Source organism: Devosia salina (assembly GCF_019504385.1).
GTDB classification, from domain to species: domain Bacteria; phylum Pseudomonadota; class Alphaproteobacteria; order Rhizobiales; family Devosiaceae; genus Devosia; species Devosia salina.
In genome coordinates this window covers 2,299,766-2,326,124 of sequence record NZ_CP080590.1, presented here as the reverse complement: position 1 = coordinate 2,326,124, position 26,359 = coordinate 2,299,766, and the positions used below count along the sequence as shown (strand labels likewise).

The window sequence follows — 26,359 nt, the reverse complement described above, 5'->3', positions numbered from 1 at the left end:
CATGAGCGAAACAGAAATCTTCAAGGTCCTGTCCGACCCCACGCGCCGCGCCATTCTCGAGCGGCTGGCCGCCGGCGAGATGACGGCCACTGACCTGCGGGAAGGCTTTGCCATCACGCAGCCGGCGATGAGCCAGCATCTGGCGGTGTTGCGCGGGGCGGGGCTGGTCACCGAGCGTCGCGCCGGGCGCTATGCGCATTACCGGGTCGACCCGGAGGGTTTCGCGCCGCTGCATGGCTGGCTGGCGCGCTACAAGGCCTTCTGGCCGGGCCGCATAGAGAACTTGAAGGACGTTCTGAGGGAGATGGATCAATGAGCGACGAGGACGAAATCGTGTTCGAGACGGCTCTGGACGCCCCGCCCGAAAAGGTCTGGCGGGCGCTGACCGTGCCCGAATATCTCGAGCGTTGGCTCGATCGGCCCGCCAATACCGAGATCGACCGTGTGGCGTCGGATGAGAACCGCTCCCTCACCTATCGCTGGCGCGAAGCGGTTCCCGGCGCGGCGGGGCCAGAAGAAAGCTTCGTCACCTTCGAACTCACGCGACAGGCGGACGGTGGCACCTGGTTTCGCCTGACGCACCGGTCGGCCGCCGCTCCGGTGGCAGCCAACACCAATGAACCGGGTCCTGCGACGCTGATGCGCGCCGCCTGACCGCTTCGTCACAAGCCCACACCGACAGAGCCCAAGGAGGTCGCCGATGCGCGATATGATGCAACTCGTCCCCATGGTCGTTGAAAATTCCAGCCGGGGCGAACGCGCCTTCGATATCTATTCGCGGCTGTTGCGCGAGCGGATCATCTTCGTCAACGGCCAGATCGAAGACAACATGGCCTCGCTGGTCAGCGCGCAATTGCTGTTCCTCGAGGCCGAGAATCCCAAAAAGCCGATCTATCTCTATATCAACTCGCCCGGCGGCGTGGTGACATCGGCGCTGGCCATGTATGACACGATGCAGTTCATCCGCGCGCCCGTCGGGACGCTGTGCATGGGCATGGCAGCTTCGGCGGCGACACTGATCCTGGCGGCCGGCGAGGCCGGGCAGCGCGCCGTCCTGCCCAGTGCCTCGATCATGCTGCACCAGCCCTCAGGCGGGTTCCAGGGCCAGGTGACGGATATCATGATCCATGCCGAGGAGAGCCTCCGGCTCAAGCGCCGCACCAATGAAATCTACGCAAAGCATTGCGGCCGGAGCTATGAGGAGGTCGAGACTGCGCTGGAGCGCGATCGCTTCATGGCTCCCGAAGAGGCCAGGGCCTGGGGCCTCATCGACCATATCTATGCCGATCGCTCCCAATTCGAGCTGCCCGCGACCGATGGCGAGGCCTAGCTGGTCATCCCAAACGACGGACCACGCGGCCGGGCCGCGTGGTCGCGATCACAGGATCGACGCAGACGCTAATGCGCCTCCATCACCGGTTCGCCCTTGGGCCCGGCATATTGTTCGCCGACGCCGAACAGGCGGCCCTTTTCGGCAATCAGGATGAACACCAGGGCTATCGCGCCCATGGAGAAATAGCCCGCGGCGGCCGGTATGGTGGTGCCGTTGAAGAGCTGGCCGATATAGCCCCCGATCAGCGCACCGCCCACTGTCTGGATGAAGCCGAAGACCGAGGCAGCCGTGCCGGCGACCGCGCCCAGCGGCTCCATCGATAGCGAATTCATGTTCGAGGCGGACCAGCCGAAGGAGAACATGATGATGCACAGAAGGCCGAAGAACAGCCAGAGCGGCAGGAAGCCGGAAAGCGCAAAGGCCAGCCAGATGCCCGACACGCCGGTGAAGGTCAGCATGGCCCCGTGCGACAGGCGCCGCATACCCAGGCGCCGCACGACCCGGGAATTGGTGAAGGACGACACCGCCATCAGCCCGGCCATGGCGGCAAAGGCCACCGGGAAATAGACGCCCAACCCGTAGATATCGACATAGATCTGCTGGGACGAGCTGATGAAGCCGAACAGCGCCCCGAACAGGAAGGTGCCGGCGAGGCCATAGGAGATGGCGACGCGGTTGGTGAAGACGATGCGGAAGCCTTCGACAACGCCCTTGAGGCTCAGGGGGCGGCGCCGGTCGAGCGGCAGGGTTTCGGGCAGGCGGAAGAAGGTCCAGAGCCAGAAGGCGAGGGCGAGCGAGCCCATGAAGATGAAGATGGCCTGCCAGGGTCCGGTCAGCAGCAGGATCTGCCCGATGCTGGGCGCCAGGACGGGAATGGCCATGAACACCATGAAGACCAGCGACATGACCTCGGCCATCTCGCGGCCCGAATACCGGTCGCGCACAACGGCGGTGGTGATGACGCGCACGCTGGCGGCGCCCAGGCCCTGCACGAAGCGCAGCACCAGCAACATGGTGAAGCTGGGCGCAAAGGCAGCCGTGATCACGGCGATAATATAGAGCCCGATGCCGGCCAGCAGCGGCGCGCGGCGGCCGAAGCGGTCGGTCAGCGGGCCGAAGGCCAGCTGGGCCACGCCCATGCCGATCATGTAGGCGCTGATCACGAACTGGCGCTCGTTCTCGTTCGCGACATTGAGCGCTTCACCCATATAGGGCAGGGCAGGCAGCATCACGTCGATGGCCAGCGCATTGAGCGCCATGAGCGCGGCCATGAGGGCAATGAATTCAGGACGGGAGAGGACCCGCGTAAAATGATCGGACATGTGTGAAACTCGTCAAAGCCGAAAGGAGTCCGGCCGAAGGAATTGGCCGGACCATGAACCTGTTGCTTTCGTTTGGCAACCCGTCAATCGGCAATAGCCGATGGACGGGTCAGGCCAGCTTGAGCGCGAAATTGGCGTCGCTGCGCTCGTTGATGGGGATGTGAACGGCGGCCGAGGCCAGGCCGAGCAGGATGCCGAGATACCAGACCAGGTCATAGGCACCGGTCAGGTCATAGACATAGCCGCCCAGCCACACGCCGACAAACGAGCCGACCTGGTGGCTCAGAAAGGCGATGCCATAGAGCATGCCCATATAGCGCGGGCCGAAGAACAGGGTCACCAGCCCCGCCGTCAGCGGCACTGTCGAGAGCCACAGCAGCCCCATCACGGCGGCGAAGGCATAGGCCGTCACCTCGCTCACGGGCACCAGCAGGAAAGCGGCGATGGCGATGGCGCGCAGGAAGTAGATCGACGCCAGCAGCATCTGCTTGGGCAGGCGGCTGCCGAGCCAGCCGGAGAGGAGCGAGCCGACAATGTTGAACAGGCCAATGACCGCAATGGTCCAGCTGCCCACTTCAGGCGACAGGCCGCACTGCACGAGATAGGCGGGCATGTGCACGTTGATGAAGGCCAGGTGGAAGCCGCAGACGAAGAAGCCGATCACCAGCAGGCGATAGGACCCGAAGCCCCAGGCGCGGGACAGCGCCTGCATGAAGGGCAGGTCGGCCTGGCCGGGCACCGACTCGGTGCGCCCGCGCAGGGCTGCCGACAGGGGAATGATCAGCAGCAGCAGCACGGCGATATAGACGAGCGCCATCTGCCAGCCGAAGGCGGAGATGAAGCCCTGGCCGAGCGGGGCGAAGATGAACTGGCCGGCCGAGGAGGCTGCCGTGGCGATACCGAAGACAAAGCTGCGCTTTTCGGCCGGCACGACGCGCCCGAAAGCCGCCATGACGACGCCGAACGAGGCAATGGCAATGCCCACGCCGGTCACGACGCCGGCCGTCAGCGTCATGGTCAGTGTATCGGGGGAGAAGGCCATGCCCAGAACGCCGAGCGCATAGATCACGCCACCCACGGCCAGCACGCGGCCCGAGCCATAGCGATCGGCCATGCCGCCGGCAAAGGGCTGGGCAATGCCCCAGACCAGGTTCTGGATGGCCATGGCCATGCCCCATTGCTCGCGGCTGAGCCCCAGATCGGCGGTGACCGGCAGGGTGAACAGCCCGAACGAACCACGGGTGCCGAACCCGATGGCGGCGATGATGCAGCCCGCGATGATGACGAGCGGCAGGGGAACGACAGGGCGTGCGGCAGTGACAGTCATGGCGGGAGTCCCGGGAGGATTGGGTGCACAATCTACGCCCGGCGGGTCATCACGCAAAGCGATAATAGCTTATGGCGTCGATCAGAATTGGTGATGGGTGCCGGTCGGTCCAAGTGCCCCAATGTAACACCAATGCCGTCCTCGGGCCTGACCCGAGGACTACTCGCAACAGCCGCATCTACCTAGAACGGCCCTCGGATCAAGTCCGAGGGCGGCGCGGGGGATGGGGTGAGGGCGGGGCAAAAAAGAAAAAGGCCCAGTCGGTTATGACTGGGCCTTCCGAAATTGATTCCGTGTCAGCGCGCGATCAGGCGCTCTGCTTGACCGTCACGCCGGCCTGCTGCAGATGCGTCTGCAATTCGCCCGACTGGAACATCTCGCGCACGATATCGGCGCCGCCGACAAACTCGCCCTTGACGTAGAGCTGGGGGATGGTCGGCCAATTGGTATAGGCCTTGATGCCTTCGCGCAGTTCGTCGCTCTCGAGCACATTGGCGCTGGAATAGTCGACGCCGAGATAGTTCAGGATCTGGACGACCTGGCCGGAAAAACCGCATTGCGGGAAATCCGGCGAGCCCTTCATGAAGAGGAACACGTCGTTGTTCTTCACCTTGTCGTCGATAAAGGCGTTGATATCGGTCATGGGCGGAGCCTTTCGAAAGTCCGGGTTCAAGGGCCGGCTGAATGCGCCCTTAAATAGGATAGGAGCCGGGCGCTGTCGAGTGCGGCACGATTGCTACAGCCGGGCCTTCACCCAGGGGTGATCGATGAGGTCATCGACGGTGTCGAATTCGATAGCCTCCCATCCGGCTTGGCGGGCGCCTGCAACGACGGGTTCGGAGTCGTCGAAGAACAGAGGAGGTTCCTGACCGGTCCCGATCCGGTCGTCGACGAACCGGTAGAATTTCGGGTCGGGTTTGCGGACGCCGATCCGCGCCGAATAGAAGATGTCGTCGAACAGATCGCCCAGGCCGAGCACCGACCAGAGCCAGTGTGCCCTGAGATGTTCCTGGTTGGTAGCGACATAGAGACGGGCATCGCCGCTGGCCCGCAGTTTTCGAACCACCTCGAGCACGGGGTGATTGAGGTTGGAGTCCTTCTCAAGCCAGTATCGCGCAAAGGCCATGGGACTGCCCTTGTAGCCGAGAGACGGCAGACGCCGCTCCAGCGCATCGATGAAGGCCATTTCGCCCACAATCACCTTCTTGAGAAAGATGTCGAAGGTGAACTCCTGTCTCAGGCGATCGGGATCGACCCCTGTGTCCGCCAGCAGGTTCTTGTCCCAAGGTACGACGCGTTCGGGGTTCGAATGGTAGCCATTGATCAGCACCCCATCGACATCGAAGATCACCGCACGGGTCATGGTGTCGTTCCCGGGGCGGTCGTCTTCAGCGGGTGGCGGATGCCCTTGCCCTCCATGGGCTCACCACGGAACCGGGCGATCACATGAAGATGGGTGTGGCTGACGGTCTGGCCGGCCACTTCACCCACATTCCAACCGAGCGTGAAGCCGTCGGGCCGCCTTGGTGCAAGCGCCTGCCGCGCCCCATCCAATGCGGAAGGCAGGTCGGCCCATTCGGTGGCCGTCATTTCGAAGGGTGAGGTGCTGTGCCGGCGAGGAATGACCATGGCCGCGTGGGGCAGGGCGGGATCATGGCTCATCAGCACGTAGAACTGGCCGGTTTCGAAGACCGGCGCATCCGCGAGCAGGCCGTTGTCCATGCAGAACCGGCAGGGCGCAGCGCTCATCTGGCACGCGCCGGCATGGCGCCGAGTCCGTTTAGCACGTCGGGCGGGATGCGCAGGTCACGGATGACTTCGGTGTGCCGGCGGAAACCGATCAGCTCGCGTTGCACGAAATAGGCCCAGACGGCCTGCCTTGCCTCGGCCAGCCAGGTCTCGCGGTCATTCCCGCTTTCCAGTCCGGCTATGGCCTTGATCACCCGGCGCTCGGCCGCGCTGAGTGAGGAGGCGCGCTCGGCCTGGATTTCATGATCGATGGCGGCGGTGCCGGCCTCGGGCCGCACCATGCGGATCAGGTCGAGCGAGTCCCGCAGGCCCGACACGCGATTATTCCGGCACGCTGGTCTGGAGGGCCAGCGCATGCAGCGCGCCGCCCATGTCGCCCTGCAGGGCCGAATAGACCAATTGGTGCTGCTGCACCCGGCTCTTGCCGCGGAAGGCCTCGGAAATCACGGTGGCGGCATAGTGGTCGCCGTCGCCCGCCAGGTCGCGGATTTCTATCTGGGCATCGGGCAGCGCGGCCTTGATACGGCGCTCGATCTCACTTGCGTCCATGGCCATGTTCTGTCTCCCGCTGGTCAATAGAGCGGCGCGGGCACTGCCCGGCCGATCTTCTTGATATGGCATGCGGAAGAGGACGCTTCAACCGGTCCCCTACTGTGCGGCTGGCGCCTCGTCCTCGGGGACGACTTCGACCCCGATGCAGCATTCGGCATCGGATCGGGTGGCGAAGTTGGCGATGATGAAATCGACTATCGGCCGGGCCTGTTCTGCCTGGTCGGTGGCGTAATAGCAGTCCAGCGTATAGCCGCGGCCATTGGCGACGGTTTCGGTGTGCACCACGGTCAGCGGCATGCCCATGCTCGACTCGGGGCTATTGCCGTCATAGATCAGCGCGGTTGCGTCCTGGTAAGGCGTGGTGCCTTTGCTGCCCATCGCAAAGCCCGGCATGATGTCAGACCAGGAGGCCGCCACCGCGCCATCGTCGAGGGCACCCAGCGCCCCCTCGGCGGTCCAGCCGGTGTCTTCCGCCGGCACCACGCGCATGTCGCATTGTAGCGGGGCTGCCGGGTGATTGATGGTGACCGGGTCTTCGCCCCCGCCGGACGCCACCATGGGCTCGGGAAAGATCAGCGTGTAGGGCAGCGTCGGCAATATCGAGCGGGTGATGTTGACACTCTGGGCGGCCGCCAGCGTCGGGGAGAGAACAAGGCCAAGGGTGGCAAGGGCCACCACCGAAATCTGCTTCATCATCTTCTCCTGCAAGACGCATAGTACCGAGGAGAGCAAAGCGACCCAAACAACGGCGATCATAAGGCAAGGCGGAGGCTTGCCCATGGTTATGAAGCGGGCCCGGCCGCCACAGCCAGGCCCGTCAGCAATAGTCGTGGCGGTCACGCCGGACTGCGGCGGGCGCTCAAAGGCTCGGTTCGCCGCTCATATAGCTGGGGAACCAGCTTTCATGCGCGCCCTTGAGGGTCGCTACCGCCACCGGCTTGGCGGCGCCCAGGGTCAGCGTGGTGCCGCCCGTCGTGCCGATCCAGGGTGCGAAGATGCCGAGCGCCTTGGCCTCTTCCCACAGGGCGGCGATCTCCTCGCCCTGCGGATCGAGGTTCAGCGTCACCAGATAACGCCCCTGGTCCTCGCCGAAGAAGGTGAGGATCGGGTCATTGCCCTCGACATCGGTGACCGTGGCGCCGATGCCGCCGGCCATGGCCATTTCGGCCAGGGCGACGCCCAAGCCGCCATCGGAAAGATCGTGGCAGGCGGTGACGGCACCCGAGCGGATCAGCTTGCGCACGAAATCGCCGGTCTTCTTCTCGGCGGCAAGGTCGACATGCGGCGCATCGCCATCGCGGCGGTCAAAGAGGTCGCGCAGATAGACCGATTGGCCCAGATGCGTCCCCCGCTCGGCCGGGCCGCCAATGAGCAGGATGGGCTGGTTTTCGGCGACAAAACCGATGCCGACGCTCTTTTCCCATTCGGGCAGGAGGCCCACGCCGCCAATGGTCGGGGTCGGCAGGATGCCGCGGCCATTGGTTTCGTTGTAAAGGCTCACATTGCCCGAAACGATCGGGAATTCCAGCACCCGGCAGGCTTCGCCAATGCCCTCGATGGCCTTGACGAACTGGCCCATGATTTCGGGGCGTTCGGGATTGCCGAAATTGAGGTTGTCGGTGGCCGCCAGCGGCTCGGCACCGGTCGCGGTCAGGTTACGCCAGCATTCGGCCACCGCCTGCTTGCCGCCCTCGAAGGGATTGGCCTCGCAATAGCGTGGATTGACGTCAGAGGAGAAGGCGAGACCCTTGGTCTCGTGCCCATCGACGCGGATGACACCGGCATCGCCGCCCGGGCGCTGCATGGTATTGCCCTGGATCAGCGTATCATATTGCTCATAGACCCAGCGGCGTGACGAGCACTGGTGCCCGCCGACCAGCGCCAGCAGCGCCTCGGCAACATCCATTTGCGGCACGTCATCCTTGGCGAGCGTGGCAGGTGCCTTGGGCTCGGTCCAGGGTCGGTCATATTCCGGGGCCTCGTCGCCCAGTTCCTTGATCGGCAGATTGGCGACTTCGTCGCCCTGCCAGATGACGCGGAAGCGCAGGTCGTCGGTGGTGTGGCCGACGGTGGCAAAGTCCAGCTCCCACTTCTCGAACACCTTGCGCGCTTCGGGTTCCTTTTCGGGATGCAGCACCATGAGCATGCGCTCCTGGCTTTCCGAGAGCATCATTTCATAGGCGGTCATCCGCTCTTCGCGCACCGGCACCTTGTCGAGGTCGAGCTCGATGCCGAGATCGCCCTTGGCGCCCATTTCCACGGCCGAGCAGGTCAGGCCCGCCGCGCCCATGTCCTGGATGGCGATGACGGCGCCGGTCTGCATCAGCTCGAGGCAGGCTTCGAGCAGGCGCTTTTCGGTGAACGGGTCGCCGACCTGGACGGTCGGGCGCTTTTCCTCGATATCGTCGCCGAATTCGGCCGAGGCCATGGTGGCGCCGCCGACGCCATCGCGGCCGGTCTTGGCCCCGAGATAGACTACCGGCAGACCGACGCCTTCGGCCTTGGAATAGAAGATCTTGTCGGTATCGGCGAGGCCCGCCGCGAAGGCATTCACGAGGTTATTGCCGTTGTAGCGCGCGTCGAATTCCACTTCGCCGCCCACCGTCGGCACGCCGAAGGAATTGCCATAGCCGCCGACGCCGGCGACCACGCCATTGACCAGGTGCCGGGTCTTTTCATGCTCCGGGGCGCCGAAGCGCAGCGCGTTCATCGCCGCCACCGGCCGCGCGCCCATGGTGAAGACGTCGCGCAGAATGCCGCCCACGCCGGTCGCTGCACCCTGATAGGGCTCGATATAGGAGGGGTGGTTGTGGGATTCCATCTTGAACACCACCGCCTGGCCATCGCCGATATCGACCACGCCGGCATTCTCGCCCGGCCCCTGGATGACGCGCGGCCCCTTGGTTGGCAGGGTGCGCAGCCATTTCTTCGAGCTCTTGTAGGAGCAATGCTCGTTCCACATCGCCGAGAAGATGCCCAGCTCGGTATAGGTCGGCTCGCGCCCGATCAGGTCGAGGATCTTCTGGTACTCGTCCGGCTTGAGGCCGTGGCTGGCGACCAGTTCGGGAGTGATGGCGATGTCGTTGCGAAGGGTCATCAATGGGTCCGGTACGGGATCGTCGGTGGGGGCGACTAGGCGACCTGCTTGAGCACGGACGCAAACAGCGCCCGTCCATCGTCGCCGCCATGGGCGGCTTCGATCAGGTTTTCCGGGTGCGGCATCAGGCCGAGCACGTTCTTCTGTTCGTTGAGAATGCCGGCGATGTCGTTGATCGACCCGTTGGGGTTGGTGCCCTCGGCATAGCGGAAGGCGACGCGGCCATCGCCTTCGAGGCGCTTCAGCGTCTCCGCATCGGCGAAATAATTACCGTCATGATGGGCCACCGGGCAGCGGATGATCTGGCCCTGGGTGTAGCCCCGGGTGAAGTCGGTATCGGCATTGACCACCTCGAGCTTGACCTCGCGGCAGACGAATTTGAGCGAGGTATTGCGCATCAGCGCGCCGGGCAGCAGCCCCGCCTCGATCAGGATCTGAAAGCCATTGCAGACGCCCAGCACCTTGGTGCCCGCGGCGGCGCGTTCGCGCACCTTGTCCATGATGGGCGAGCGGGCCGCGATAGCGCCGCAGCGCAGATAGTCGCCATAGGAGAAACCGCCGGGAATGACGATCAGGTCGGCCTCGGGAATGTCCGTGTCCTGGTGCCAGACGACGGCCGGCTTTTCGCCCCCGATCTTGGTCAGCGCCGCGATCATGTCGCGGTCGCGGTTAAGGCCTGGAAACACGATGACAGCGGCCTTCATCGGTCAATCCTCATCTCTGTCAGGGGTGCGCGTGGCCCTTGTGGTGAGTCTTGTCCGAAAAGGCAAGGGTCTCCCGCGCCGCTCCGCAAAATTTGCCTGCCAATCCGGCGCAATTGTGGGAACCGGCGCACGGCTCCAACGTTGCTCTCCCGTGTTCCCGCAGGGAGGAATGACCATGCAACCCCAGACCCCAGCCGATGGCAAACCGATGACCGTGCGTGGCGCGGACGGCAAGCCGCACCTGGTGAGCGATCTCGACCGCAAGCCGCGCCCGGCACCGCTGCCGCGCGTGCGGCCCATCGTGCCGCCGATCTTTCGCGCCCCGGATTGACCGCCAGACCATGGCGATCAGTGAAATGGGCCGGTCGCTGGACCGGCCCTTTCCTTATTCGGCGGGCACCGTCTTGGACGATGTCTGCCGCCGCGCGCCGGGCAGGTGGGCCCAGCCCGGACGGGTGAACAGGAATTTCCCGATGCCCAGCCTCTCGGTGATCCACCACAGGGCCAAGGGCGCGGTGATCGCGACGAGCATGGTCAAAAGGCTCAGCATATTGGGTTCATCGACCCCCAACCGCAGCAGCAGGATGCGGGCTATGCCCATGGGCAACACGAAGGCCACATAGACGACCAGCGATTTCGATCCCAGCCAGCGCAGCCAGTCCATGGCTGGCAGGCGTGCGAGCAACGCCGCAGTCACGCAGATGGCCGTCGCCCCGGCCAGCGCGAGGATCAGGTGCAGGCCGGGCAGGGCGCCCCAACCCATTTCGATATGCACCGGATCAAGCCGGAACCCGGGCGAGAACACCATCATGGCGTTGACAATGGCCCACACCGTCAGAGCGCCCAGCGCGGCCAATACATGATCGGCGGCCCAGTCGGCCAGCCGGAACAGCTGCCGCGCGAACACGGACCCAGCGTAGAAATAGACGAAGTACTCGGCGAACTGATCGACGAGGTAGCTGCCAGTGTGGATGCTGCCCATCTGCAGGATGGCGGCAACGGTCAGCACGACCCAATGCGGCGCCGTCACTTCATGCAGGATCTTGCTGACAAGGCCGAAGAGCGCGAGCATGTAGATGAACCACAGCACGCCATAGGGCTCGACCACGGCCCAGGCCAGCGATGCCCCTGCACCGCCCGGATCGCGGCCCACAAGCGCTTCCTTGAAGAGAATGTGGATGATGGCCCAGAGGGCATAGAAATAGAAATAGTGAACGACGCGCCGGTCGGCATAGGCCTTCCAGGGACGGTCGATCACCTGGCCGAGGAACAGCCCCGACAGCAGGAAGAATTCGGGCATGCGGAACGGCATGGCGAACGCGATGGTCCAGTGCAGGAACCCGGTCTGCCCGGTATCCTCGCCCACGCTGGCCGCGCAATACATGATGACGACGAGAAAGATGGACAGGCCTTTGGCCATGTCCACCCAGGCGAGCCGCCGCGTACCGATTTCCATCATCCCTTGCCTCCCGCCTGTTGGTGCGGTGCAGCATAGGGGCAAGTCCTTGCCAACCCCATCAAAGGATAGGGTCAGCCTTAAGGAAAATGCTTAATGGGTAAGGATTGGCTGAACAGCCAATCAGACCGGCACGGAGGCGTAAGCTGCAAACAGCAGGCCGAGCGAGGCAAAGAACATGACGGAGAGAGCGAGGGTCTTGCGCATAGTGGTACGGTCCTGCGCCTGAAAGCGGCGCGAATTGGTTTATAGCCGTGAGGCGTTAATTTGAGATTTCGACCGAGTAGTTTTCGATCACGGTGTTGGCGAGGAGCTTGTCGCACATCGCATTGATCTGGGAACGCGCGGCCTCCGCGTCGGTTCCCTCGATCTCGAGATCGAATACCTTGCCCTGCCGGACGCCGGCGACACCAGCAAAGCCGAGGCTGGCGAGCGAGCCCTCGATGGCCTGGCCCTGGGGGTCGAGAACGCCGTTCTTGAGCGTGACGATGACGCGCGCTTTCATGGCCGCTTTCCCCAAACCTACTGCACCAGGCGCGGACCGGTGGTCAGCGCATTGTCGTTTTCAACCAGGATGCCCAGGCGCTGGGCAACTTCGCGATAGTTTTCGACCAGACCGCCAAGGCCCTCGCGGAAGCGGTCCTTGTCCATCTTGTTGCGGGTCTTGATGTCCCACAGACGGCAATTGTCGGGGCTGATCTCGTCGGCCAGCACGATGCGCATCAGGTCACCCTCATAGAGGCGCCCGCATTCGATCTTGAAATCGATGAGCTGGATGCCGACACCCATGAACAGGCCCGTCAGGAAGTCGTTGATGCGGACCGCCAGGCTCATGATGTCGTCGAGTTCGGCCGGGGTGGCCCAGCCGAAGGCGGTGATATGCTCTTCGGAAACCATCGGGTCGCCCAGGGCATCGTCCTTGTAGCAGAACTCGATGATCGAACGCGGCAGGCGGGTCCCAGGCTCGAGGCCCAGCCGCTTGGCCAGCGAGCCGGCGGCGACATTGCGCACGATCACTTCGAGCGGGATGATCTCGACTTCCTTGATCAGCTGCTCGCGCATGTTGATGCGGCGCAGGAAGTGGGTCGGGATACCCAGATCGTTGAGCTTGGAGAAGATGAACTCGGAAATGCGGTTGTTCAGCACGCCCTTGCCATCGATCACTTCATGCTTGGCGCCATTGCCGGCGGTGGCATCGTCCTTGAAGTACTGCACCAGCGTGCCGGGCTCGGGACCCTCGAACAGGATCTTGGCCTTGCCTTCGTAGATTTTGCGTCGACGGTTCATGGCGAATCCGGTGCCTTGGAAGGGGAGGGGGTAAGTTGGGCGCTTCATGCGCCAGAACGGCACAAAAAAGCAAGGGCTTTCGTCCCGGGGATCCTCGCGGGTCATGCCGTCGCAGCCCCGTGCGAGCCGTTGATTTGCGGGCGCGAACCGCCTATGTCCACATGCGAAAGCCGATTGGACGGCAGCAAAGCCAAGTGGGAGTGACCATGAGCGGGTTCGACGAACGCAAGAAGGGCCAGGAAGCCAAGTTCGCCTTCGACGCGGAAAAGAAGTTCAGGGCGGAAGCACGCCGCAACAAGCTTCTGGGCCTGTGGGCTGCCGAACTGATGAGCCTGGAAGCCGACGCCGCCAAGGCCTATGCCGCCGAAGTGGTCGCTTCCGATTTCGAGGAAGCTGGCGACGAGGATGTGTTCCGCAAGGTGTCCGGTGATCTCAAGGCCAAGGGCATTTCCATCTCCGACGATGTGATTCGGGAAAAGATGCTGAGCCTGATCGCTGTCGCCAGCGAGCAGATCGCCTCTGAAGGCTGAACTTGCCGCAGGAATTGAGAAAAAGCCCCGCCAGGAAACTGGCGGGGCTTTTTTGTGTGTCGTGGCGTCCCGTGCTATAGGGTTTTTCATGGCCAAACCTGAGACGATCAGCATTGATGTCTATCCCTGGGCGGCTCCTACGCCGGAGCAGCGCGCGCAATTTGACGCTCTACCGCTTGAGGAAAAGCGAGGGATGATCCGACGGGCCATCGCTGACGGTTTTGATAGCGGTCCGTCCGGCAAGTCGATCGACGATATCATTGCCGAAGCCCGACAGGGCGTCCGGCATGCGTCATGAGATTTCGCGCGCTGCGGAAGCCGATCTAAAGGACATATTTCTCTATACTCTAGAAACCTTCGGATCGCGTCAGGCACAGCGCTACCTGCGCGATCTCGGCGCGGTTTTCGAAATGCTCGGCGACTTCCCCGAATTGGGCAGAACCTTCGAAGCAGACAGTCGCTCCTTCATCCACGGCTCGCATATCGTGATCTATCGAGTCGAAGATGACGTTGTGCTCATAGGGCGTGTCCTGCATGGAGCCCGGGATCGGTCAGATCCCTAGGCTCTCCTCAGCCACATCGCCATGCCGATGGACGCCGGCATCACCGGCTCGAAACCGTATTTGGCATAGAGGTGCTTCGCGTCGCCATCGGCAATCAGGCTGACATAGGCGCCTTCAGGCGCCTCGGCTTTCAGCCGCTGCACGAGCGCCGCCATGATCGCCTTGCCCAGGCCCTTGCCCTGGTGGGCCGGCTCGAGGGCGATATCGACGACCAGGAAGGCCGTGCCGCCGTCGCCGATGATGCGGCCCATGCCGACCACTTCGCTGCCCATGTGGACCGACACGCCGAACCAGGTGTTCGGCAGGCCCTTTTCGGCCTGCTCCCGTGTCTTGGGGCTGAGGCCGGACGCCACGCGCAGGCGCAGGTAATCCTCGATGCCGGGAACCTCCGGCACAATCTCGTAACCGTCCATCACAGCCGCTGCATCAGTCGCGTGAACATCAGCAGGCCCTCCGGCCAGGGTCCGTGGCCGGAATGCACATTGATGTGCCCGGCATTGCCGGCCTGGTGGAAATCCGAACCCCAGGCGCCGGCATAGTCGGCCGCGCATTCGAGCGAGCAGAACGGGTCGCTGTCCGAGATCACCAGCAGAGACGGAAAGGGCAGGGGATCGCGCGGCACGATGCCGAACGCCCGCGCCTCCTCGGGCACGTCCTTGTTGCTCTCGATATCGGGCGGGGACACCAGGAACGCGCCCCTGACCTTGCCTTCGGGGAAGCGCGGCGCGGCCTGCACCAGGGCGATGCAGGCCAGCGAATGGGCTACCAGCACCACCGGCCGCTCGGCCAGCTCGACCGCCTTGACGATGGTGTCGGTCCAGTCCTCCGGATCGGGATCGTCCCATTCGGCCTGCTCGACAATGGCGGCGGTGGACATCTTCTCGGCCCAGCGCATCTGCCAGTGCCCCGGTCCGGAACTGCCCAGTCCCGGCAGGATCAGGATGTCAGCGTCGGCAATTCTCATGCGCCGAACACCCGCGAAAAGATCGTATCGACATGCTTCAAATGATAGCCATCATCGAACATGGCGTCGATTTGCTCGTCGCTCAGAGTCACTTCCGGGTCATCCTTGAGGTTCTGGGCAAACAGGCCGGCGCGATCGCCGCGGTGCTCCCAGACCTTCATGGCATTGCGCTGCACGGCCGCGTAGCTGTCCTCTCTGGAGTAGCCGGCCTGGGTCAGCGCCAGCAGCACGCGCTGGGAATTGTGCAGGCCCCCCAGCAGGTCGAGGTTCTTGCGCATGTTCTCGGGGTAGACCACCAGCTTGTCGATGACGCCGGTCAGCCGCGCCAGGGCGAAGTCGAGCGTGACCGTCGCGTCCGGCCCGATCATGCGTTCGACCGAGGAATGGGAAATGTCGCGCTCATGCCAGAGCGCCACGTTCTCCAGCGCCGGGGTCACCATGCCGCGCACGAGACGCGCAAGGCCGGTGAGGTTTTCGGTCAGCACCGGGTTGCGCTTGTGCGGCATGGCCGAGCTTCCCTTCTGGCCCGGCGAGAAGAATTCCTCGGCCTCGAGCACTTCGGTGCGCTGCAAATGGCGGATTTCCACGGCCACGCGCTCGATGGACGAGGCGATGACGCCAAGCGTGGCAAAGAACATGGCGTGGCGGTCGCGCGGGATCACCTGGGTCGAGACCGGCTCGATGGAGAGCCCGAGCTTTTCGGCCACATATTCTTCCACCGACGGATCGATATTGGCGAAGGTGCCGATGGCGCCGGAAATGGCGGCTGTGGCGATCTCATCCCGCGCCGCGACGAGGCGGGCGCGGTTGCGGGTGAACTCGGCATAGGCCTCGGCAAGCTTGACGCCGAATGTGGTCGGCTCGGCATGGATGCCGTGGCTGCGCCCGATGGTGATGGTGTTCTTGTGCTCATAGGCGCGCTTCTTCAGTGCCTCGAGCAGCGCGTCGATATCGGTGAGCAGGATGTCCGCGGCATTCTTCAATTGCACCGAAAGGGTGGTGTCGAGAATGTCCGAGCTTGTCATGCCCTGGTGCACGAAGCGCGCGTCGGGGCCGACGATCTCGGACAGGTGCGTAAGAAACGCGATGACGTCATGCTTGGTGGTGCGCTCGATCTCGTCGATCCGGGCGACGTCGAAGCCATAGTCGCCGCGCTCGGCCTTCCTGGCGTTCATCACCTCCCAGATCCTGTCGGCGCTTTCCCTGGGCACGACACCCAGTTCGGCCAGCTTGGAGGTGGCATGCGCCTCGATCTCGAACCAGATGGCGAACCGGCTTTCGGCCGACCAGTTGGCAACCATTTCGGGACGGGAATAGCGCGGAATCATGGGCTTAGCCTTGGTACGTCAGAGTTTGATTCAGGGGCGGCGCCAGTCCGCACTCACCCCCACCTAGCCTTCCCCTGAAGAAGGGGGAGGGACCGGATCGAGCTTGCCGCTCGTCCTGTGAACATCACCGGACCAACTCCTCCCCCTTCTTGAGGGGGAGGCCGGGTGGGGGTGCTTTTGCACCTGAATTTTGGCCCTAAACCACCATCCCCGTCGCCGCCGCGCGGATCGCCTTGATCCGTTCGGCATAGGTTTTGGGGTCATTGCCGCCATAGACCGCCGATCCGGCCACCAGCACATTGGCGCCCGCCGAAACGATCGCATGCGCATTGTCGGCGGTGACCCCGCCATCGACCTCGAGATCGATATCCCGCCCGCCGATGAGCGCCCTGGCCTGCCTGATCTTGTTGAGGCTCTCGGGGATGAAGCTCTGGCCGCCAAAGCCGGGATTGACGCTCATGATCAGCACCAGATCGCAGTCCTCGATCACGTGCTGGATGGCGGAAACCGGCGTTGCCGGATTGAGCGCCACGCCGGCCTTCTTTCCAAGCGCACGGACGGCCTGCAGCGAGCGGTGCAGATGCGGTCCGGCTTCGGCATGAACGGTGATGATGTCGGCGCCGGCCCTGGCGAAGTCGGCGAGATAAGGATCGGTCGGCGCGATCATCAGGTGCACGTCGAAGACCTTGTCGGTCACGCCGCGCACCGATTTCATCACCGGTGCGCCGAAGGAGATATTGGGCACGAAATGCCCGTCCATCACATCGACATGGATATAGTCGGCACCCGCATCCACGATTGCCTTCACCTCGTCCCCCAGCCGCGCAAAATCGGCCGAGAGGATCGAGGGCGCAATGCGAAGCGGTCGAGCGGTGGTCATAGGCACCTCAGCCGATGGGGATATGCGCGTGCTCTAGCGCGCGGCGCGGCAGCGGGCAAGGGCGTGGGCGCTGTTCACAGGCCGATTTGGTCATTGGGGCAAATGATGATACCCCACGCCCGGGCAGTCATCCGGCTGCTTCCGTCTGCCCGATTTCAGGTGAGGCGACGAAACAAGGTTAGGATAGTTTTTGCAGGTTCAGGTTCGCGACAACAATATCGACCAGGCGCTCCGCGTCTTGAAGAAGCGCCTTCAGCGCGAAGGTGTGTTCCGGGAAATGCGGCTCCGGAAATATTTCGAAAAGCCGTCCGAGGCGCGCGTGCGCAAGAAGGCCGAGGCCGTGCGCCGCAATCGCAAGGCGGCCCGCAAGCAGGCCATCCGCGAAGGTCTGATCGCCGCCCCCAAGCGCCCGGCGCGTCCGGGCATGGCGCCGCGCGGCTAGAGCATTCCCGTTCTGCTTGAATCAGAACGGGAGCTTTATCTCTTTGTTTTCATTGTGCTTTCGAATAGCAAGAGTGGTGCCCACTCTTGCTGAAAGCGCTCAAGGTGCGGCGTTCTAGCGGCCGGGCTGTCTGGCTTGGCCGAGATCGGCCATCTGCCGATGCAGGCGCCGGATCTGTCGGGCGCCGAGTGTGTGATTGCCCACGCGCAGCGTGGCCCCATGCAGGCTGACCGGGGCGGCCTGTTCCATGGCGAAGCGAATGGCCTTGGCGGCGGAGCCGAAGCGGCGCGCCCCCTGGGCAATGGCAGTTGCAGTGTCGCTGCCGAGGAACAGATCCCCCGGCGCGCTCAGGATATCGATATTCATGGTTTGTCTTTCTTCCGGCCTTTTGGCCGGTGTGTCAGCGCTTGGGGCGCTGGAGGGGATAATCCTGCGCGTCATACTGCGCGCGGATATGATCACCCTCTAATCTGGTGTCGCCGCATTCGATGGCGATGCCGCGCAGGGCTGCGCCGGGCATTTCCTCGATTGCGAAGCGTACGGCCTCTGCGGCCGTCGCAAATCTGAAATAGCGGGCGTTTCGCGTCCTGAAGGTGGAAACGCTGGAATAGAGTTCAGCGGGCGCGGACCAGTCGAGGTCCGAGTTCACCGCTTGTTGATGGCGATGGAGAACGGGCTGTCGCCCTCGGAGAAGACCGTTTTCATCGCCGCACTGGGGCTGAGGTCCACTTCCTCCACCACCCGCTCATTGCTTTCACCCCAGGATTTCACCCGGTAGAGCACCGGGCCCTTGTCGTGGGGCAGGCAGGAGATGACTTCGCATGGCCCGGCGGGCCGGTTGCTGTGGCGTGGGGCCGAACGCAGTTCCAGCATCTGGCCGACTTTATAGAGGTGCGGCACTGAGTGCTCCTACTCTTTCGGGCACGGGGGCGTCAGCGACGCCCCCGGCGGGCAGGCCTTAGGCCAGCGAAATGTTGATCGCGGACTCGCGACCATCGCGACCCTTTTCAAGGTCGTAGGAGACCTTCTGGCCGTCGGGCAGGCTGTTGATGCCGGCGCGCTCGAGCGCGGAGACATGGACGAAGGCGTCCTTGCCGCCGGTGTCGGGCGTGATGAAGCCGAAGCCCTTGGTGGCGTTGTAGAATTTAACGGTGCCGTTGATCATTTTGGCGCCTTTCAATTTGGCTCGAAGCATTGCAAACGAGCAGGTTTCCCCCGCGCACTGCGCAGCAGGGGCCTATCAACGTTTGCAGATCAGAAGGAAAGCCAAGCGTCCGGCTAGCCGGCAGGCTGAGTTTGCCAAAGGGGCAGAAACGTATGCCTGCACCATCTACTGCAATTGCGGTGAAGTCAAGGCGGTGCCTGATTTGGGGAGTTAGCCAAAGGGCGTCACCCGGTCTTCGTGCCACGCTTTCCGAAAATGCCCGGCAGCGGAGCGGCAAGTCTCTTTGCAGCTGAAGAAGTGCCCTTCGAAGGCTTTCGTCAAGAATGGCTGGAGAGGCATTTGTCGGTAAGGCATGTATTGGCCGCAGGCTCCCACCAGCGCGCATGCATCGTCGCTGTCAGAAAACGAACCGCGCCAAGAGCCAAGTCAGGTCTGCTGGTCGGCGGCAAATGGCGGGCGGCAGAGTCCCGCTTGGGACGGTCGGACGTTCCGGCGTCTATCGGTAGCAGCTACGCCAACTGATCGCCAAAGCCCGGCTCTGAGGCATAGTGTAGGAATATAATCTCGCATCCATCCGAGCATTGCCGTTTCCGAAGCCCATCGCTGTACCCGTCCGCAAAGTCGATCCCGTGGGCTCATCTGTTTCTTCGGTGCCGGCCAACTAATTCCATCACTCGGTTTATCCACAGTCGGCCGGCATAGCTGCCGCGTCGATGCTGAGCCCATCCGTCCATGGTCATTTCTGAAGCATACGCGGCTTCAAGATAAGTGTCTGAAGGCAGTGCGGAACGAGGGAGATCAGATAGGCGTTCTATCCTCGGGCTCATCCTGACGGTCGCGACCGCAACAAACAGAGAGATCGTTTTGAGCACCTTTGCGGAACTGTCCCGCCCTGCAGCGCGTGCCTTTGACCTTCTGATGCACCCTGTCTGGGTATTTTCCACCGATACGCTTGCAATCCTCGCATCGAACCGCGCGGCTCAGGACTGGCTGGGCTTCAGCGCGGCCGAACTTGAGGCCCTGACAATCGCTGATCTAAGACCAGAGCGGGCGCGAGAAGCACTAGTGGAACAGGTCAAGACTTTCGAGGGGGAGGCCTGCGACGGCGGCATGTGGACGATTGCCGCCAAGGATGGCCGGTTGTTCAGGGTATCGTTTCATTGGCGAAGAGTGATCTTTGACGGAGCGACTGCGGTCGTGGCCACCATCCAGGACAAGACCGAGGCCGTGGATACCCGCAGCGCCGCAGCTGATCTTATGGCCAAGGTTGAAGATCTGCGCGACAGGTCTGCGCAGTCTGAACTGCGATATAGACAGATCTTTGAGGCCGCGCCTGGGAAAATGCTCGTGGTGCGCCCTCAGACCTATGAGATTGTTGCCGTCACACAAGAATACGCCCAGGCGACCATGATAGATCCGTCGGGTATTTATGGCCGATCGCTCTTCGAGGTGTTTCCTGATGACTCTGAAGACCCCGCATCTGATGGCGTTCGCAACCTCTCTACCTCTTTGGCACGTGTTGAAAAGTTCGGCGCGCCTGACGTCATGCATGTGCAAAAGTACCCGGTACGGCGGCAGGATGGCCATTTTGAAGAGCGACATTGGCTGCCGACCAACAAGCCCGTCTATGATGAGGCCGGTCAGCTTGCTTTCATTATCCACCGAGTTGAGGACGTTACCAATCTTGTAAAAGAATTTGGCGCCGAACAAGTTGATGCTGAAGCGGCAAAAGGCGCCCTTCTCAGCATCCTGCTGGAACTGACAGAACTGAGAACGTCTCTCACGGCACTGCAGGAAAGAGAAGCGCGTCTTCGGACCGCTGAGCGGCTGCTCGAACTGGGCTCCTGGGAATACGATATTGCGAGCGGGGCTATGAATTGGTCGCCACGCGTTTTCGACATCTTTGGACTACCCAAGGAAAACGTGACGCCAGACTTCGAGGGCTATGTCGCATTGGTCCATCCCGAGGACCGCCAGCAAATGATCGATGCCTGCTCATTGTTCGAGCGATCGGGAGAGCCTCACATTGTTTTCCAGCATCGGATCATTCGGTCAGACGGCACGGTCTGCCACATCAGGGGCGTTGGCGAACGCCATGATCTCGACGGCAAGCAGATCATTGTCGGTTCCGTACAGGACATCAGCGATGTCGTTGCATCGCAGGAGAAACTTGCGGATCTTGTTCGGCAGCAGCGCTTTGCCGGACGATTGGCCAAGCTCGGCAGCTGGCGCTTCGACGTCGATCCGCCCAAGCTGAGCTGGAGCCCGGAGACGGCGGCGATCCATGGGGAAGCTGCGGGTTTCTCACCCACTGTCGAGGGCGGCATCAAGTACTACGCCCCCGAGCATCGCGAAACAATTCGCGTGGCGTTCTCCATCTGTTTGGAGACTGGAGCCCCTTTCGATGAAATCCTCCAATTGGATCCCGCCAATGGCAATCGGATCTGGGTGCGCACCATCGGAGAGGCAGTGAAGGATGATCAGGGCAAGATCATCGCGGTCGAGGGCGCGTTTCAGGATATATCGGAACTGGTTGCAGCACGGGACGATGCCGACGCTCTGGCTCGCCGGCTGCACCAAACACTGGATAGCATCAGCGATGCCTTCTTTCTTGTCGATGAAGGATGGCGCTTTGCCTACCTGAATAGCCAGGCGGAAGCTTTGCTACAACGCCAGCGCGGGGATCTGCTGGGAAAGGTAATCTGGGACGAATTTTCTGACGCAGCAAACAGCAGGTTTCAGCGCGAATATGAAAAGTCGGTGCGGACCGGCAGACCGACAAACTTTGATGAATACTTTGCGCCGCTCGAGAGTTGGTTTGCAGTGAGCGCCTATCCAACGCCTGAAGGGCTGGCGGTCTACTTTCGTGACATCACAACATCGCGTGCCCGGGAGGAGCAGCTCCGTCTGCTCGAATCGGCGGTCTCCAGGCAGAACGATATATTGCTCATCACGGAGGCCGAGCCAATTGAGGGACCTGATGGCCCCAGAATTGTTTATGTTAATGATGCCTTTGTCAGACGGACCGGATATCGGCCTGAAGAGGTTATTGGGCGAAGCCCGCGTATTCTGCAGGGTCCCAAAACGCAGCGGCATGAGCTGTCCCGCATTCGCAAAGCACTCGAAACCTGGCAACCGGTCCGCGCCGAGCTCATCAATTATACCAGGACCGGCGACGAGTTCTGGCTCGAGCTCGATATTGTCCCCATTGCCAATGATGACGGCTGGTTCACCCATTGGGTGGCAGTCGAGCGCGACATATCCGAGAGAAAGTACGCCGAAGAGAATCTGCGGATCGGGGACGAACGCTTCCAGCTGGTAGCGAGAGCAACCAATGACGTGATCTGGGATTGGGACCTAGTCAACAATACAGTCTGGTGGAACAAGAACCTCAAGGATGTCTACGGCCTCGACCCGGCCGAGGTCGAGCCAGACGCGCGTTCATGGACAAACCGCATCCACCCCGAAGATCGCCAGCGTGTGCTTGATAGTATCCATGCCGTAATCGACGGTTCGGCTTCTCACTGGTCGAGTGAATACCGCTTCCAGCACTTCGCAGGTCGCTATCTGGACGTGATCGATCGGGGTTTCGTCATTCGCAATGAAGACGGAAAAGCTACTCGCATGCTGGGAAGCATGCTGGACGTCACGCACCGCCGCGATCTGGAGGCCCGCCTCCGACAGGCCCAGAAACTGGAAGCGGTGGGGCAGTTGACCGGTGGTGTCGCGCACGATTTCAACAACCTTCTAACGGTCATTCTTGGCAACTCCGAGCTGCTAATTGAAGAACTCGAGGACCGGCCCGAGCTGCGGGTGCTGGCGAGCATGAGCATGTCGGCCGCACAACGCGGGGCCGAGATGACCACAAGGCTGCTGGCATTTGCCAGAAAGCAGCCGCTTGAGCCCGTTCTGATCGATCTCAATGAACTGGTCGCAGGAATGGAGGAACTTTTACGGCGAACACTGGGAGAGCAGGTGGACATCGAATGGGTGAGAGCAGACCGGCTGTGGACCATCGAGGCCGATCCGGGTCAGCTTGAATCAGCGCTTCTCAATCTGGCGATCAATGCCCGGGATGCCATGCCTGGAGGGGGACACCTCACGATCGAGACGGCCAATGTATCGCTCGATGATGACGATGTGGCTTCGACGCTGGATAGCGCGCCGGGTCAGTACGTGCTGCTTGCGGTGACCGATACTGGTCATGGCATCCCGCGCGAACTCATTGACCAGCTGTTTGAGCCGTTTTTCACCACCAAGGATGCTGGCAAGGGATCGGGACTGGGCCTCAGCATGGTGTACGGGTTCGTCCGGCAATCAGGAGGACACATACGGGTCTATTCCGAGCCAGGAGAGGGAACTTGCTTTAAGCTCTATTTCCCGCGTTCGTTCGGGAGCAGCGAGAAGCAGCCGGAAATCAGGGCCAGGGCCCCAAACCTTGGCGGACGCGAATTGATCCTGATCGTCGAGGATGACCGCCTGGTCCGGGAGAACCTCGCCAACCAGCTGGAGCGTCTTGGCTACCGTGTCCATACCGCTGGCTCCGGAGACCAGGCGCTACAAGTTCTCGAAGAAACGCCCGACATAGACCTGCTGTTCACCGACGTGGTCATGCCGGGTATGAATGGCAGGCAGCTTGCTGACCGTGCGCTGGCGTTGCGACCGGGGCTGAAAATTCTCTTCACGTCCGGGTACACAGAGAACGCCATTGTGCATCACGGGCGCCTCGACCGGGGCGTCGACTTGCTCAGCAAGCCATATAGGCGCGATCAGCTGGCTGCGAAGCTTCGGAAGATGCTTGGCAGCTAGTGTTGATTGTTGGGCAGGCTTCTTCAGATTTGAGCGCGCCGCGGTCCTTGTCCAAGTTGGACCATCCACGCCTGCACCTGGCCGCGCTCGCCTTTGTGATAGCTGGATGTGGCTGACATAGGACTTGCAGGCCGATCAGCGAGTTGGCTCCGAAGATGTTCAATGCTTGGCATTCCACAGATTTCCAAGCGCTTCGTTGTTCTCTACAACCGGGACCATAGCAGGACCTTCACCAAGTCCAGCCCATGGTCCCGTTGAAGCAGTCAGACAGACATCGCGAGGTGCCTCTCTAATTACTGCCGACCATTGGCTGATTGCGGACACTGCAAGCTCCACACCTGCGCCGCTTTCCCTTTTGGATCGGTAAGATGTGATCGGGCCACGTTCTGTTTTGTTAATCAATGTCACTGCAGACTAAAGGCTTTAACGATCTAGTGTTTTGCTGGCATGACAGTTTTTGGCCTGATCAAGAATCTGTTCCAAAAGGAGGATACGGCCCATCTTCTTTCGGGCGATGCAATATTGGTTCGGCGCCCAGCCAAGTCATATGCTCTGGGCGCCGCAGCGCCCAATGACGGACTGGCCCCGAAACCTCCAGCAAATGACGCGCTATCGCAACTGATCAGGCAAAGGAACGATGCGTCGTCAGTGATGGCCGGCAGCTTGGAGCTCGTCGGCCTAGACGAGATCAAGGAGGCACTTGGCAATCGCTGGGAGGGGTTGGCGGCCAGAGCGGCACAACTTGCGGAGCAAGGGATAAGGAGGCGCCTGGGGGACGCCGACGTCTTGCAGGTCCTGAGCGACACCGAGTTCTCGATTTGCTTCGCCAAGCTTGGTCGGGATGCTGCGGTCGAGCGCGCCAGGCAGATTTCGCGCGAGATCAAACAGGAGATTTTTGCGGAACTGCCGGAATTTTCGTCCAGCGTGACCGTCAAACAGTATGTCGCTGAGATCGAGCTAAAGAACCTGGATGGTGACACAGGCAGCCTTGCCGATCGGCTGGTCCTTACACTTCGTCGCATGCGTCTGGAGGCAGACCGGGCAATTTTGAACTACCGTCGTTTGCTGCTTAAGGACTTCCAGATTCTGTTCGCTCCTGTTTGGGAGCCTGAAAGAGCTGTCGTGGACCTCAATCGGTGCGTTTTGGACCTTTCTCTGGGATGTACGACGTTATCGCAATTCCAGGCGATTGCCGATCCGGACCAGATGGTCGACACCCTGGCAGACATGGACTGTCTTGCACTAACTCGCGCGCTCGAAGTGCTGCATCGATATGGGCGTGCCAGCAAAGTCGCCAGTCTGCTCGTTCCCGTGGGCTACCAAACGCTCGCAAGAAGCGCCACACGACGGGAATATCTCAAGCTGCTGACGAGCTTGCCAGAAGTCTATATGCCGTTTGTGAAACTCGAAGTGACCAACGTTCCCTCGCGTCTGAACGTTGACCAGCTAAACTATCTGCTGTTCGCCGTTAGTGCAAAGTGTCCCGGGCTGACCCTGCAGGTCGGCGGCGGCGCGGACTATCTGGCAGGGCTCGATCCTACACCGCTGTGGGGGTTGTCCAGCAATCTGTCGATGGGACAGATGCGCGACGCTTCCTTGAGGTCCGTGCACCCCGCATTCTGGGATTTTGCCAGAACGAACGGGCTTCGCACCTTAGCCCACAGCGCAAACACGATCGGACTTGCGCTTGCTGCCGTCGATAGCGGGTTTGATTATGTCAGCGGTACTGCAATTCACCTGTCTCAGGACACACCTAGGGCGCCGTCGCGGCTTCAGCCTTTGACGTTCCCCAAACGCACCTCGAAATAGGGCCCCATGTCGATCAAGGTGGAGGCAAGCTGGCCATGACTATTCAGCGCCCAGAAATGAATGATCGAAGCGTTGCTTCCGAAGTCAGGCTGTTGGTCCTCGACGACGATCCACTCGTGGGCGATACCGTTGGCAAGATGGCTAAGTCCCTCGGGGCCGCATGCATATACTGCCGGGCCGCGCAGGACTTTTTCGCACAAATTGCCACCTTTGATCCAACTCACCTTGTTCTTGACCTCGTGATGCCGGGAGTGGATGGCATTGGGATCATTCAGCGCCTGGGGGAATTAGAGTGCGATGCGGAGCTGATCATCGCCAGCGGCGTGGACAGCCGTGTACTGGACGCGGCTCAGCGATCTGCGCAACAACACGGACTTAGTCTGGCAGGGGCCTTGCCCAAACCCTTTACACGAGCGGCTTTGGCCACACTGCTTGAAAGACGCTGTGATGTGCCCGTTGAACAGTTCGCCCGGGGGGCACGCAGGAAGGCTGCGGCTCGGGCAACGACGGCGGCGCCGCGTTCGGCATTGTAGCTCTTGCCGGGGGCTAGGCTGCCGGTTTTGGCGATGACATCGGTGCCGTAGAGGGCGTCGTAAAGGCTGCCCCAGCGGGCATTGGCGGCGTTGAGCGCGAAGCGCGCATTGCTCACCGGCACCACCAATTGCGGCCCGGCTATAGTGGCGATCTCGGGATCGACATTGGTCGTATCGATCTCGCAAATCTCGCCTTCGGGCACGATGTAACCAATCTCTTCGAGGAAATTGCGATAGGCTGCGGGGTCATAAATCTGTCCCGGGTGTTGCAGGTGCCAATTGTCGATGCATGTCTGCAAATCACTCCGCTCGGCCAGTAGCGTCCGGTTGATCGGCACCAGATCTGCCAATAGCGCGGCATAACCCTTCCAAACCTGATCTGGGTCGATCTCGGTGCCGGGGGCGATTTCCTGTTCCACCAGGTCCAGCAGGGCCGGGGCGATGCTGATGCCATGGCGTTCGATATACCGGGTCATGTCCGCTCCTCTTCCAGGTGGTCGGCTGGATAG

At 62.0% G+C, this 26,359-nt stretch carries 33 protein-coding genes and 1 pseudogene; 11 read left to right on the top strand and 23 right to left on the bottom strand.

What is annotated here, in order from left to right; all coding sequences use genetic code 11:
* Position 1 precedes the first annotated feature (1 nt).
* The 3 genes from K1X15_RS11280 to K1X15_RS11270 are packed head-to-tail and all read left to right on the top strand — an operon-like array spanning position 2 to position 1,330.
* Positions 2-316 (top strand): ArsR/SmtB family transcription factor, encoded by a 315-nt coding sequence (locus tag K1X15_RS11280; protein WP_220303701.1) that lies wholly within the window; start codon positions 2-4, stop codon positions 314-316.
* Positions 313-654 carry an SRPBCC family protein gene (locus K1X15_RS11275; RefSeq protein WP_220303700.1) on the top strand — a complete coding sequence of 114 codons (342 nt, stop codon included), beginning with the start codon at positions 313-315 and terminating at the stop codon, positions 652-654. Before K1X15_RS11280 ends, K1X15_RS11275 begins: the two co-directional genes overlap by 4 nt.
* Positions 655-700: 46 nt before the next feature.
* The gene (locus K1X15_RS11270; RefSeq protein ID WP_220303699.1) at positions 701-1,330 is read left to right on the top strand and encodes an ATP-dependent Clp protease proteolytic subunit; all 630 of its coding nucleotides are present in this window, start codon (positions 701-703) and stop codon (positions 1,328-1,330) included.
* Positions 1,331-1,398: 68 nt separating this feature from the next.
* On the opposite strand, the gene K1X15_RS11265 is transcribed toward K1X15_RS11270, so the two are convergent.
* From K1X15_RS11265 to purQ, 10 genes are all read right to left on the bottom strand, one after another.
* On the bottom strand, positions 1,399-2,655 hold the full coding sequence (locus tag K1X15_RS11265) for a multidrug effflux MFS transporter (protein WP_220303698.1): 1,257 nt from the start codon (positions 2,653-2,655) through the stop codon (positions 1,399-1,401).
* Positions 2,656-2,764: 109 nt separating this feature from the next.
* Entirely contained in the window at positions 2,765-3,982 is a 1,218-nt protein-coding gene (locus tag K1X15_RS11260; protein ID WP_220303697.1) for an MFS transporter, read from the bottom strand.
* Between the two features lie 307 nt (positions 3,983-4,289).
* Entirely contained in the window at positions 4,290-4,625 is a 336-nt protein-coding gene (gene grxD, locus K1X15_RS11255) for a Grx4 family monothiol glutaredoxin (protein WP_220303696.1), read from the bottom strand.
* Between the two features lie 93 nt (positions 4,626-4,718).
* Entirely contained in the window at positions 4,719-5,345 is a 627-nt protein-coding gene (locus K1X15_RS11250) for an HAD-IA family hydrolase (protein ID WP_220303695.1), read from the bottom strand.
* The gene (locus K1X15_RS11245) at positions 5,342-5,731 is read right to left on the bottom strand and encodes an HIT family protein (RefSeq protein ID WP_220303694.1); all 390 of its coding nucleotides are present in this window, start codon (positions 5,729-5,731) and stop codon (positions 5,342-5,344) included. The genes K1X15_RS11250 and K1X15_RS11245 overlap by 4 nt, the downstream gene beginning before the upstream one ends.
* Positions 5,728-6,048, bottom strand: coding sequence for a DUF6665 family protein (locus K1X15_RS11240; RefSeq protein ID WP_240549470.1), 321 nt, complete (start codon positions 6,046-6,048; stop codon positions 5,728-5,730). The genes K1X15_RS11245 and K1X15_RS11240 overlap by 4 nt, the downstream gene beginning before the upstream one ends.
* Positions 6,049-6,052: 4 nt before the next feature.
* Positions 6,053-6,286, bottom strand: coding sequence for a BolA family protein (locus tag K1X15_RS11235; RefSeq protein WP_220303693.1), 234 nt, complete (start codon positions 6,284-6,286; stop codon positions 6,053-6,055).
* 93 nt (positions 6,287-6,379) lie between these two features.
* Positions 6,380-6,976: a hypothetical protein gene (locus K1X15_RS11230; RefSeq protein WP_220303692.1), complete on the bottom strand. Its 597-nt coding sequence runs from the start codon at positions 6,974-6,976 to the stop codon at positions 6,380-6,382.
* Positions 6,977-7,142: 166 nt separating this feature from the next.
* Positions 7,143-9,380 carry a phosphoribosylformylglycinamidine synthase subunit PurL gene (gene purL / locus K1X15_RS11225; protein ID WP_220303691.1) on the bottom strand — a complete coding sequence of 746 codons (2,238 nt, stop codon included), beginning with the start codon at positions 9,378-9,380 and terminating at the stop codon, positions 7,143-7,145.
* Positions 9,381-9,415: 35 nt separating this feature from the next.
* Positions 9,416-10,084 (bottom strand): phosphoribosylformylglycinamidine synthase subunit PurQ, encoded by a 669-nt coding sequence (gene purQ, locus K1X15_RS11220; protein ID WP_220303690.1) that lies wholly within the window; start codon positions 10,082-10,084, stop codon positions 9,416-9,418.
* A 175-nt stretch (positions 10,085-10,259) separates the two neighbouring features.
* Between purQ and K1X15_RS11215 the strand changes: the two genes are divergently transcribed.
* On the top strand, positions 10,260-10,415 hold the full coding sequence (locus K1X15_RS11215) for a hypothetical protein (RefSeq protein WP_220303689.1): 156 nt from the start codon (positions 10,260-10,262) through the stop codon (positions 10,413-10,415).
* Between the two features lie 54 nt (positions 10,416-10,469).
* Here K1X15_RS11215 and K1X15_RS11210 read toward each other — a convergent pair whose 3' ends face one another.
* From K1X15_RS11210 to purC, 3 genes are all read right to left on the bottom strand, one after another.
* Positions 10,470-11,543, bottom strand: a complete 1,074-nt coding sequence (locus tag K1X15_RS11210) for an acyltransferase family protein (RefSeq protein ID WP_240549469.1) — start codon at positions 11,541-11,543, stop codon at positions 10,470-10,472.
* 259 nt (positions 11,544-11,802) lie between these two features.
* The gene (gene purS, locus K1X15_RS11205; RefSeq protein ID WP_220303688.1) at positions 11,803-12,045 is read right to left on the bottom strand and encodes a phosphoribosylformylglycinamidine synthase subunit PurS; all 243 of its coding nucleotides are present in this window, start codon (positions 12,043-12,045) and stop codon (positions 11,803-11,805) included.
* A 17-nt stretch (positions 12,046-12,062) separates the two neighbouring features.
* Complete coding sequence (gene purC, locus K1X15_RS11200) at positions 12,063-12,827, bottom strand: phosphoribosylaminoimidazolesuccinocarboxamide synthase (protein WP_220303687.1); 765 nt, start codon at positions 12,825-12,827, stop codon at positions 12,063-12,065.
* 206 nt (positions 12,828-13,033) lie between these two features.
* Between purC and K1X15_RS11195 the strand changes: the two genes are divergently transcribed.
* From K1X15_RS11195 to K1X15_RS11185, 3 genes are all read left to right on the top strand, one after another.
* Positions 13,034-13,357 (top strand): DUF1476 domain-containing protein, encoded by a 324-nt coding sequence (locus K1X15_RS11195; RefSeq protein ID WP_220303686.1) that lies wholly within the window; start codon positions 13,034-13,036, stop codon positions 13,355-13,357.
* A gap of 88 nt (positions 13,358-13,445) precedes the next feature.
* The gene (locus K1X15_RS11190; RefSeq protein ID WP_220303685.1) at positions 13,446-13,655 is read left to right on the top strand and encodes a hypothetical protein; all 210 of its coding nucleotides are present in this window, start codon (positions 13,446-13,448) and stop codon (positions 13,653-13,655) included.
* Positions 13,645-13,920: a type II toxin-antitoxin system RelE/ParE family toxin gene (locus K1X15_RS11185; protein WP_220303684.1), complete on the top strand. Its 276-nt coding sequence runs from the start codon at positions 13,645-13,647 to the stop codon at positions 13,918-13,920. Before K1X15_RS11190 ends, K1X15_RS11185 begins: the two co-directional genes overlap by 11 nt.
* Here K1X15_RS11185 and K1X15_RS11180 read toward each other — a convergent pair.
* The 4 genes from K1X15_RS11180 to rpe all read right to left on the bottom strand — a co-directional run bounded on the left by K1X15_RS11180 (position 13,917) and on the right by rpe (position 17,092).
* Positions 13,917-14,333 (bottom strand): GNAT family N-acetyltransferase, encoded by a 417-nt coding sequence (locus K1X15_RS11180; protein WP_220303683.1) that lies wholly within the window; start codon positions 14,331-14,333, stop codon positions 13,917-13,919. The genes K1X15_RS11185 and K1X15_RS11180 overlap by 4 nt on opposite strands.
* The gene (locus tag K1X15_RS11175; protein WP_220303682.1) at positions 14,333-14,884 is read right to left on the bottom strand and encodes an RBBP9/YdeN family alpha/beta hydrolase; all 552 of its coding nucleotides are present in this window, start codon (positions 14,882-14,884) and stop codon (positions 14,333-14,335) included. Before K1X15_RS11175 ends, K1X15_RS11180 begins: the two co-directional genes overlap by 1 nt.
* On the bottom strand, positions 14,881-16,212 hold the full coding sequence (purB, locus tag K1X15_RS11170) for an adenylosuccinate lyase (RefSeq protein WP_220303681.1): 1,332 nt from the start codon (positions 16,210-16,212) through the stop codon (positions 14,881-14,883). The genes K1X15_RS11175 and purB overlap by 4 nt, the downstream gene beginning before the upstream one ends.
* A gap of 196 nt (positions 16,213-16,408) precedes the next feature.
* Positions 16,409-17,092, bottom strand: a complete 684-nt coding sequence (gene rpe, locus K1X15_RS11165; protein WP_220303680.1) for a ribulose-phosphate 3-epimerase — start codon at positions 17,090-17,092, stop codon at positions 16,409-16,411.
* Positions 17,093-17,282: 190 nt separating this feature from the next.
* Here rpe and rpsU point away from each other — a divergent pair, with 190 nt between their 5' ends.
* Positions 17,283-17,534 (top strand): 30S ribosomal protein S21, encoded by a 252-nt coding sequence (rpsU, locus tag K1X15_RS11160; RefSeq protein ID WP_220303679.1) that lies wholly within the window; start codon positions 17,283-17,285, stop codon positions 17,532-17,534.
* A gap of 114 nt (positions 17,535-17,648) precedes the next feature.
* On the opposite strand, the gene K1X15_RS11155 is transcribed toward rpsU, so the two are convergent.
* The 4 genes from K1X15_RS11155 to K1X15_RS11140 are packed head-to-tail and all read right to left on the bottom strand — an operon-like array spanning position 17,649 to position 18,699.
* Entirely contained in the window at positions 17,649-17,900 is a 252-nt protein-coding gene (locus K1X15_RS11155) for a hypothetical protein (RefSeq protein ID WP_220303678.1), read from the bottom strand.
* Between the two features lie 34 nt (positions 17,901-17,934).
* Positions 17,935-18,183 (bottom strand): hypothetical protein, encoded by a 249-nt coding sequence (locus K1X15_RS11150; protein WP_220303677.1) that lies wholly within the window; start codon positions 18,181-18,183, stop codon positions 17,935-17,937.
* Positions 18,180-18,434 carry a hypothetical protein gene (locus K1X15_RS11145; protein ID WP_220303676.1) on the bottom strand — a complete coding sequence of 85 codons (255 nt, stop codon included), beginning with the start codon at positions 18,432-18,434 and terminating at the stop codon, positions 18,180-18,182. Before K1X15_RS11145 ends, K1X15_RS11150 begins: the two co-directional genes overlap by 4 nt.
* Positions 18,435-18,492: 58 nt before the next feature.
* Entirely contained in the window at positions 18,493-18,699 is a 207-nt protein-coding gene (locus K1X15_RS11140; RefSeq protein WP_220303675.1) for a cold-shock protein, read from the bottom strand.
* Between the two features lie 864 nt (positions 18,700-19,563).
* Between K1X15_RS11140 and K1X15_RS11135 the strand changes: the two genes are divergently transcribed.
* Both K1X15_RS11135 and K1X15_RS11130 read left to right on the top strand, forming a co-directional pair.
* Positions 19,564-23,508 carry a PAS domain-containing hybrid sensor histidine kinase/response regulator gene (locus K1X15_RS11135; protein ID WP_220303674.1) on the top strand — a complete coding sequence of 1,315 codons (3,945 nt, stop codon included), beginning with the start codon at positions 19,564-19,566 and terminating at the stop codon, positions 23,506-23,508.
* A gap of 447 nt (positions 23,509-23,955) precedes the next feature.
* Positions 23,956-25,317, top strand: a complete 1,362-nt coding sequence (locus K1X15_RS11130) for a hypothetical protein (RefSeq protein ID WP_220303673.1) — start codon at positions 23,956-23,958, stop codon at positions 25,315-25,317.
* On the opposite strand, the gene K1X15_RS11125 is transcribed toward K1X15_RS11130, so the two are convergent.
* Entirely contained in the window at positions 25,281-25,541 is a 261-nt protein-coding gene (locus K1X15_RS11125; protein ID WP_220307654.1) for a hypothetical protein, read from the bottom strand. The genes K1X15_RS11130 and K1X15_RS11125 overlap by 37 nt on opposite strands.
* Here K1X15_RS11125 and K1X15_RS21630 point away from each other — a divergent pair.
* A pseudogene (locus K1X15_RS21630) lies at positions 25,455-25,688 on the top strand (response regulator); the annotation flags it as partial. The gene K1X15_RS11125 and the pseudogene K1X15_RS21630 overlap by 87 nt on opposite strands.
* Here the strand turns inward: K1X15_RS21630 and K1X15_RS11120 are convergent.
* Positions 25,667-26,326 carry an aldolase/citrate lyase/malate synthase family protein gene (locus K1X15_RS11120; protein ID WP_220303672.1) on the bottom strand — a complete coding sequence of 220 codons (660 nt, stop codon included), beginning with the start codon at positions 26,324-26,326 and terminating at the stop codon, positions 25,667-25,669. The pseudogene K1X15_RS21630 and the gene K1X15_RS11120 overlap by 22 nt on opposite strands.
* Positions 26,327-26,359 lie beyond the last annotated feature (33 nt).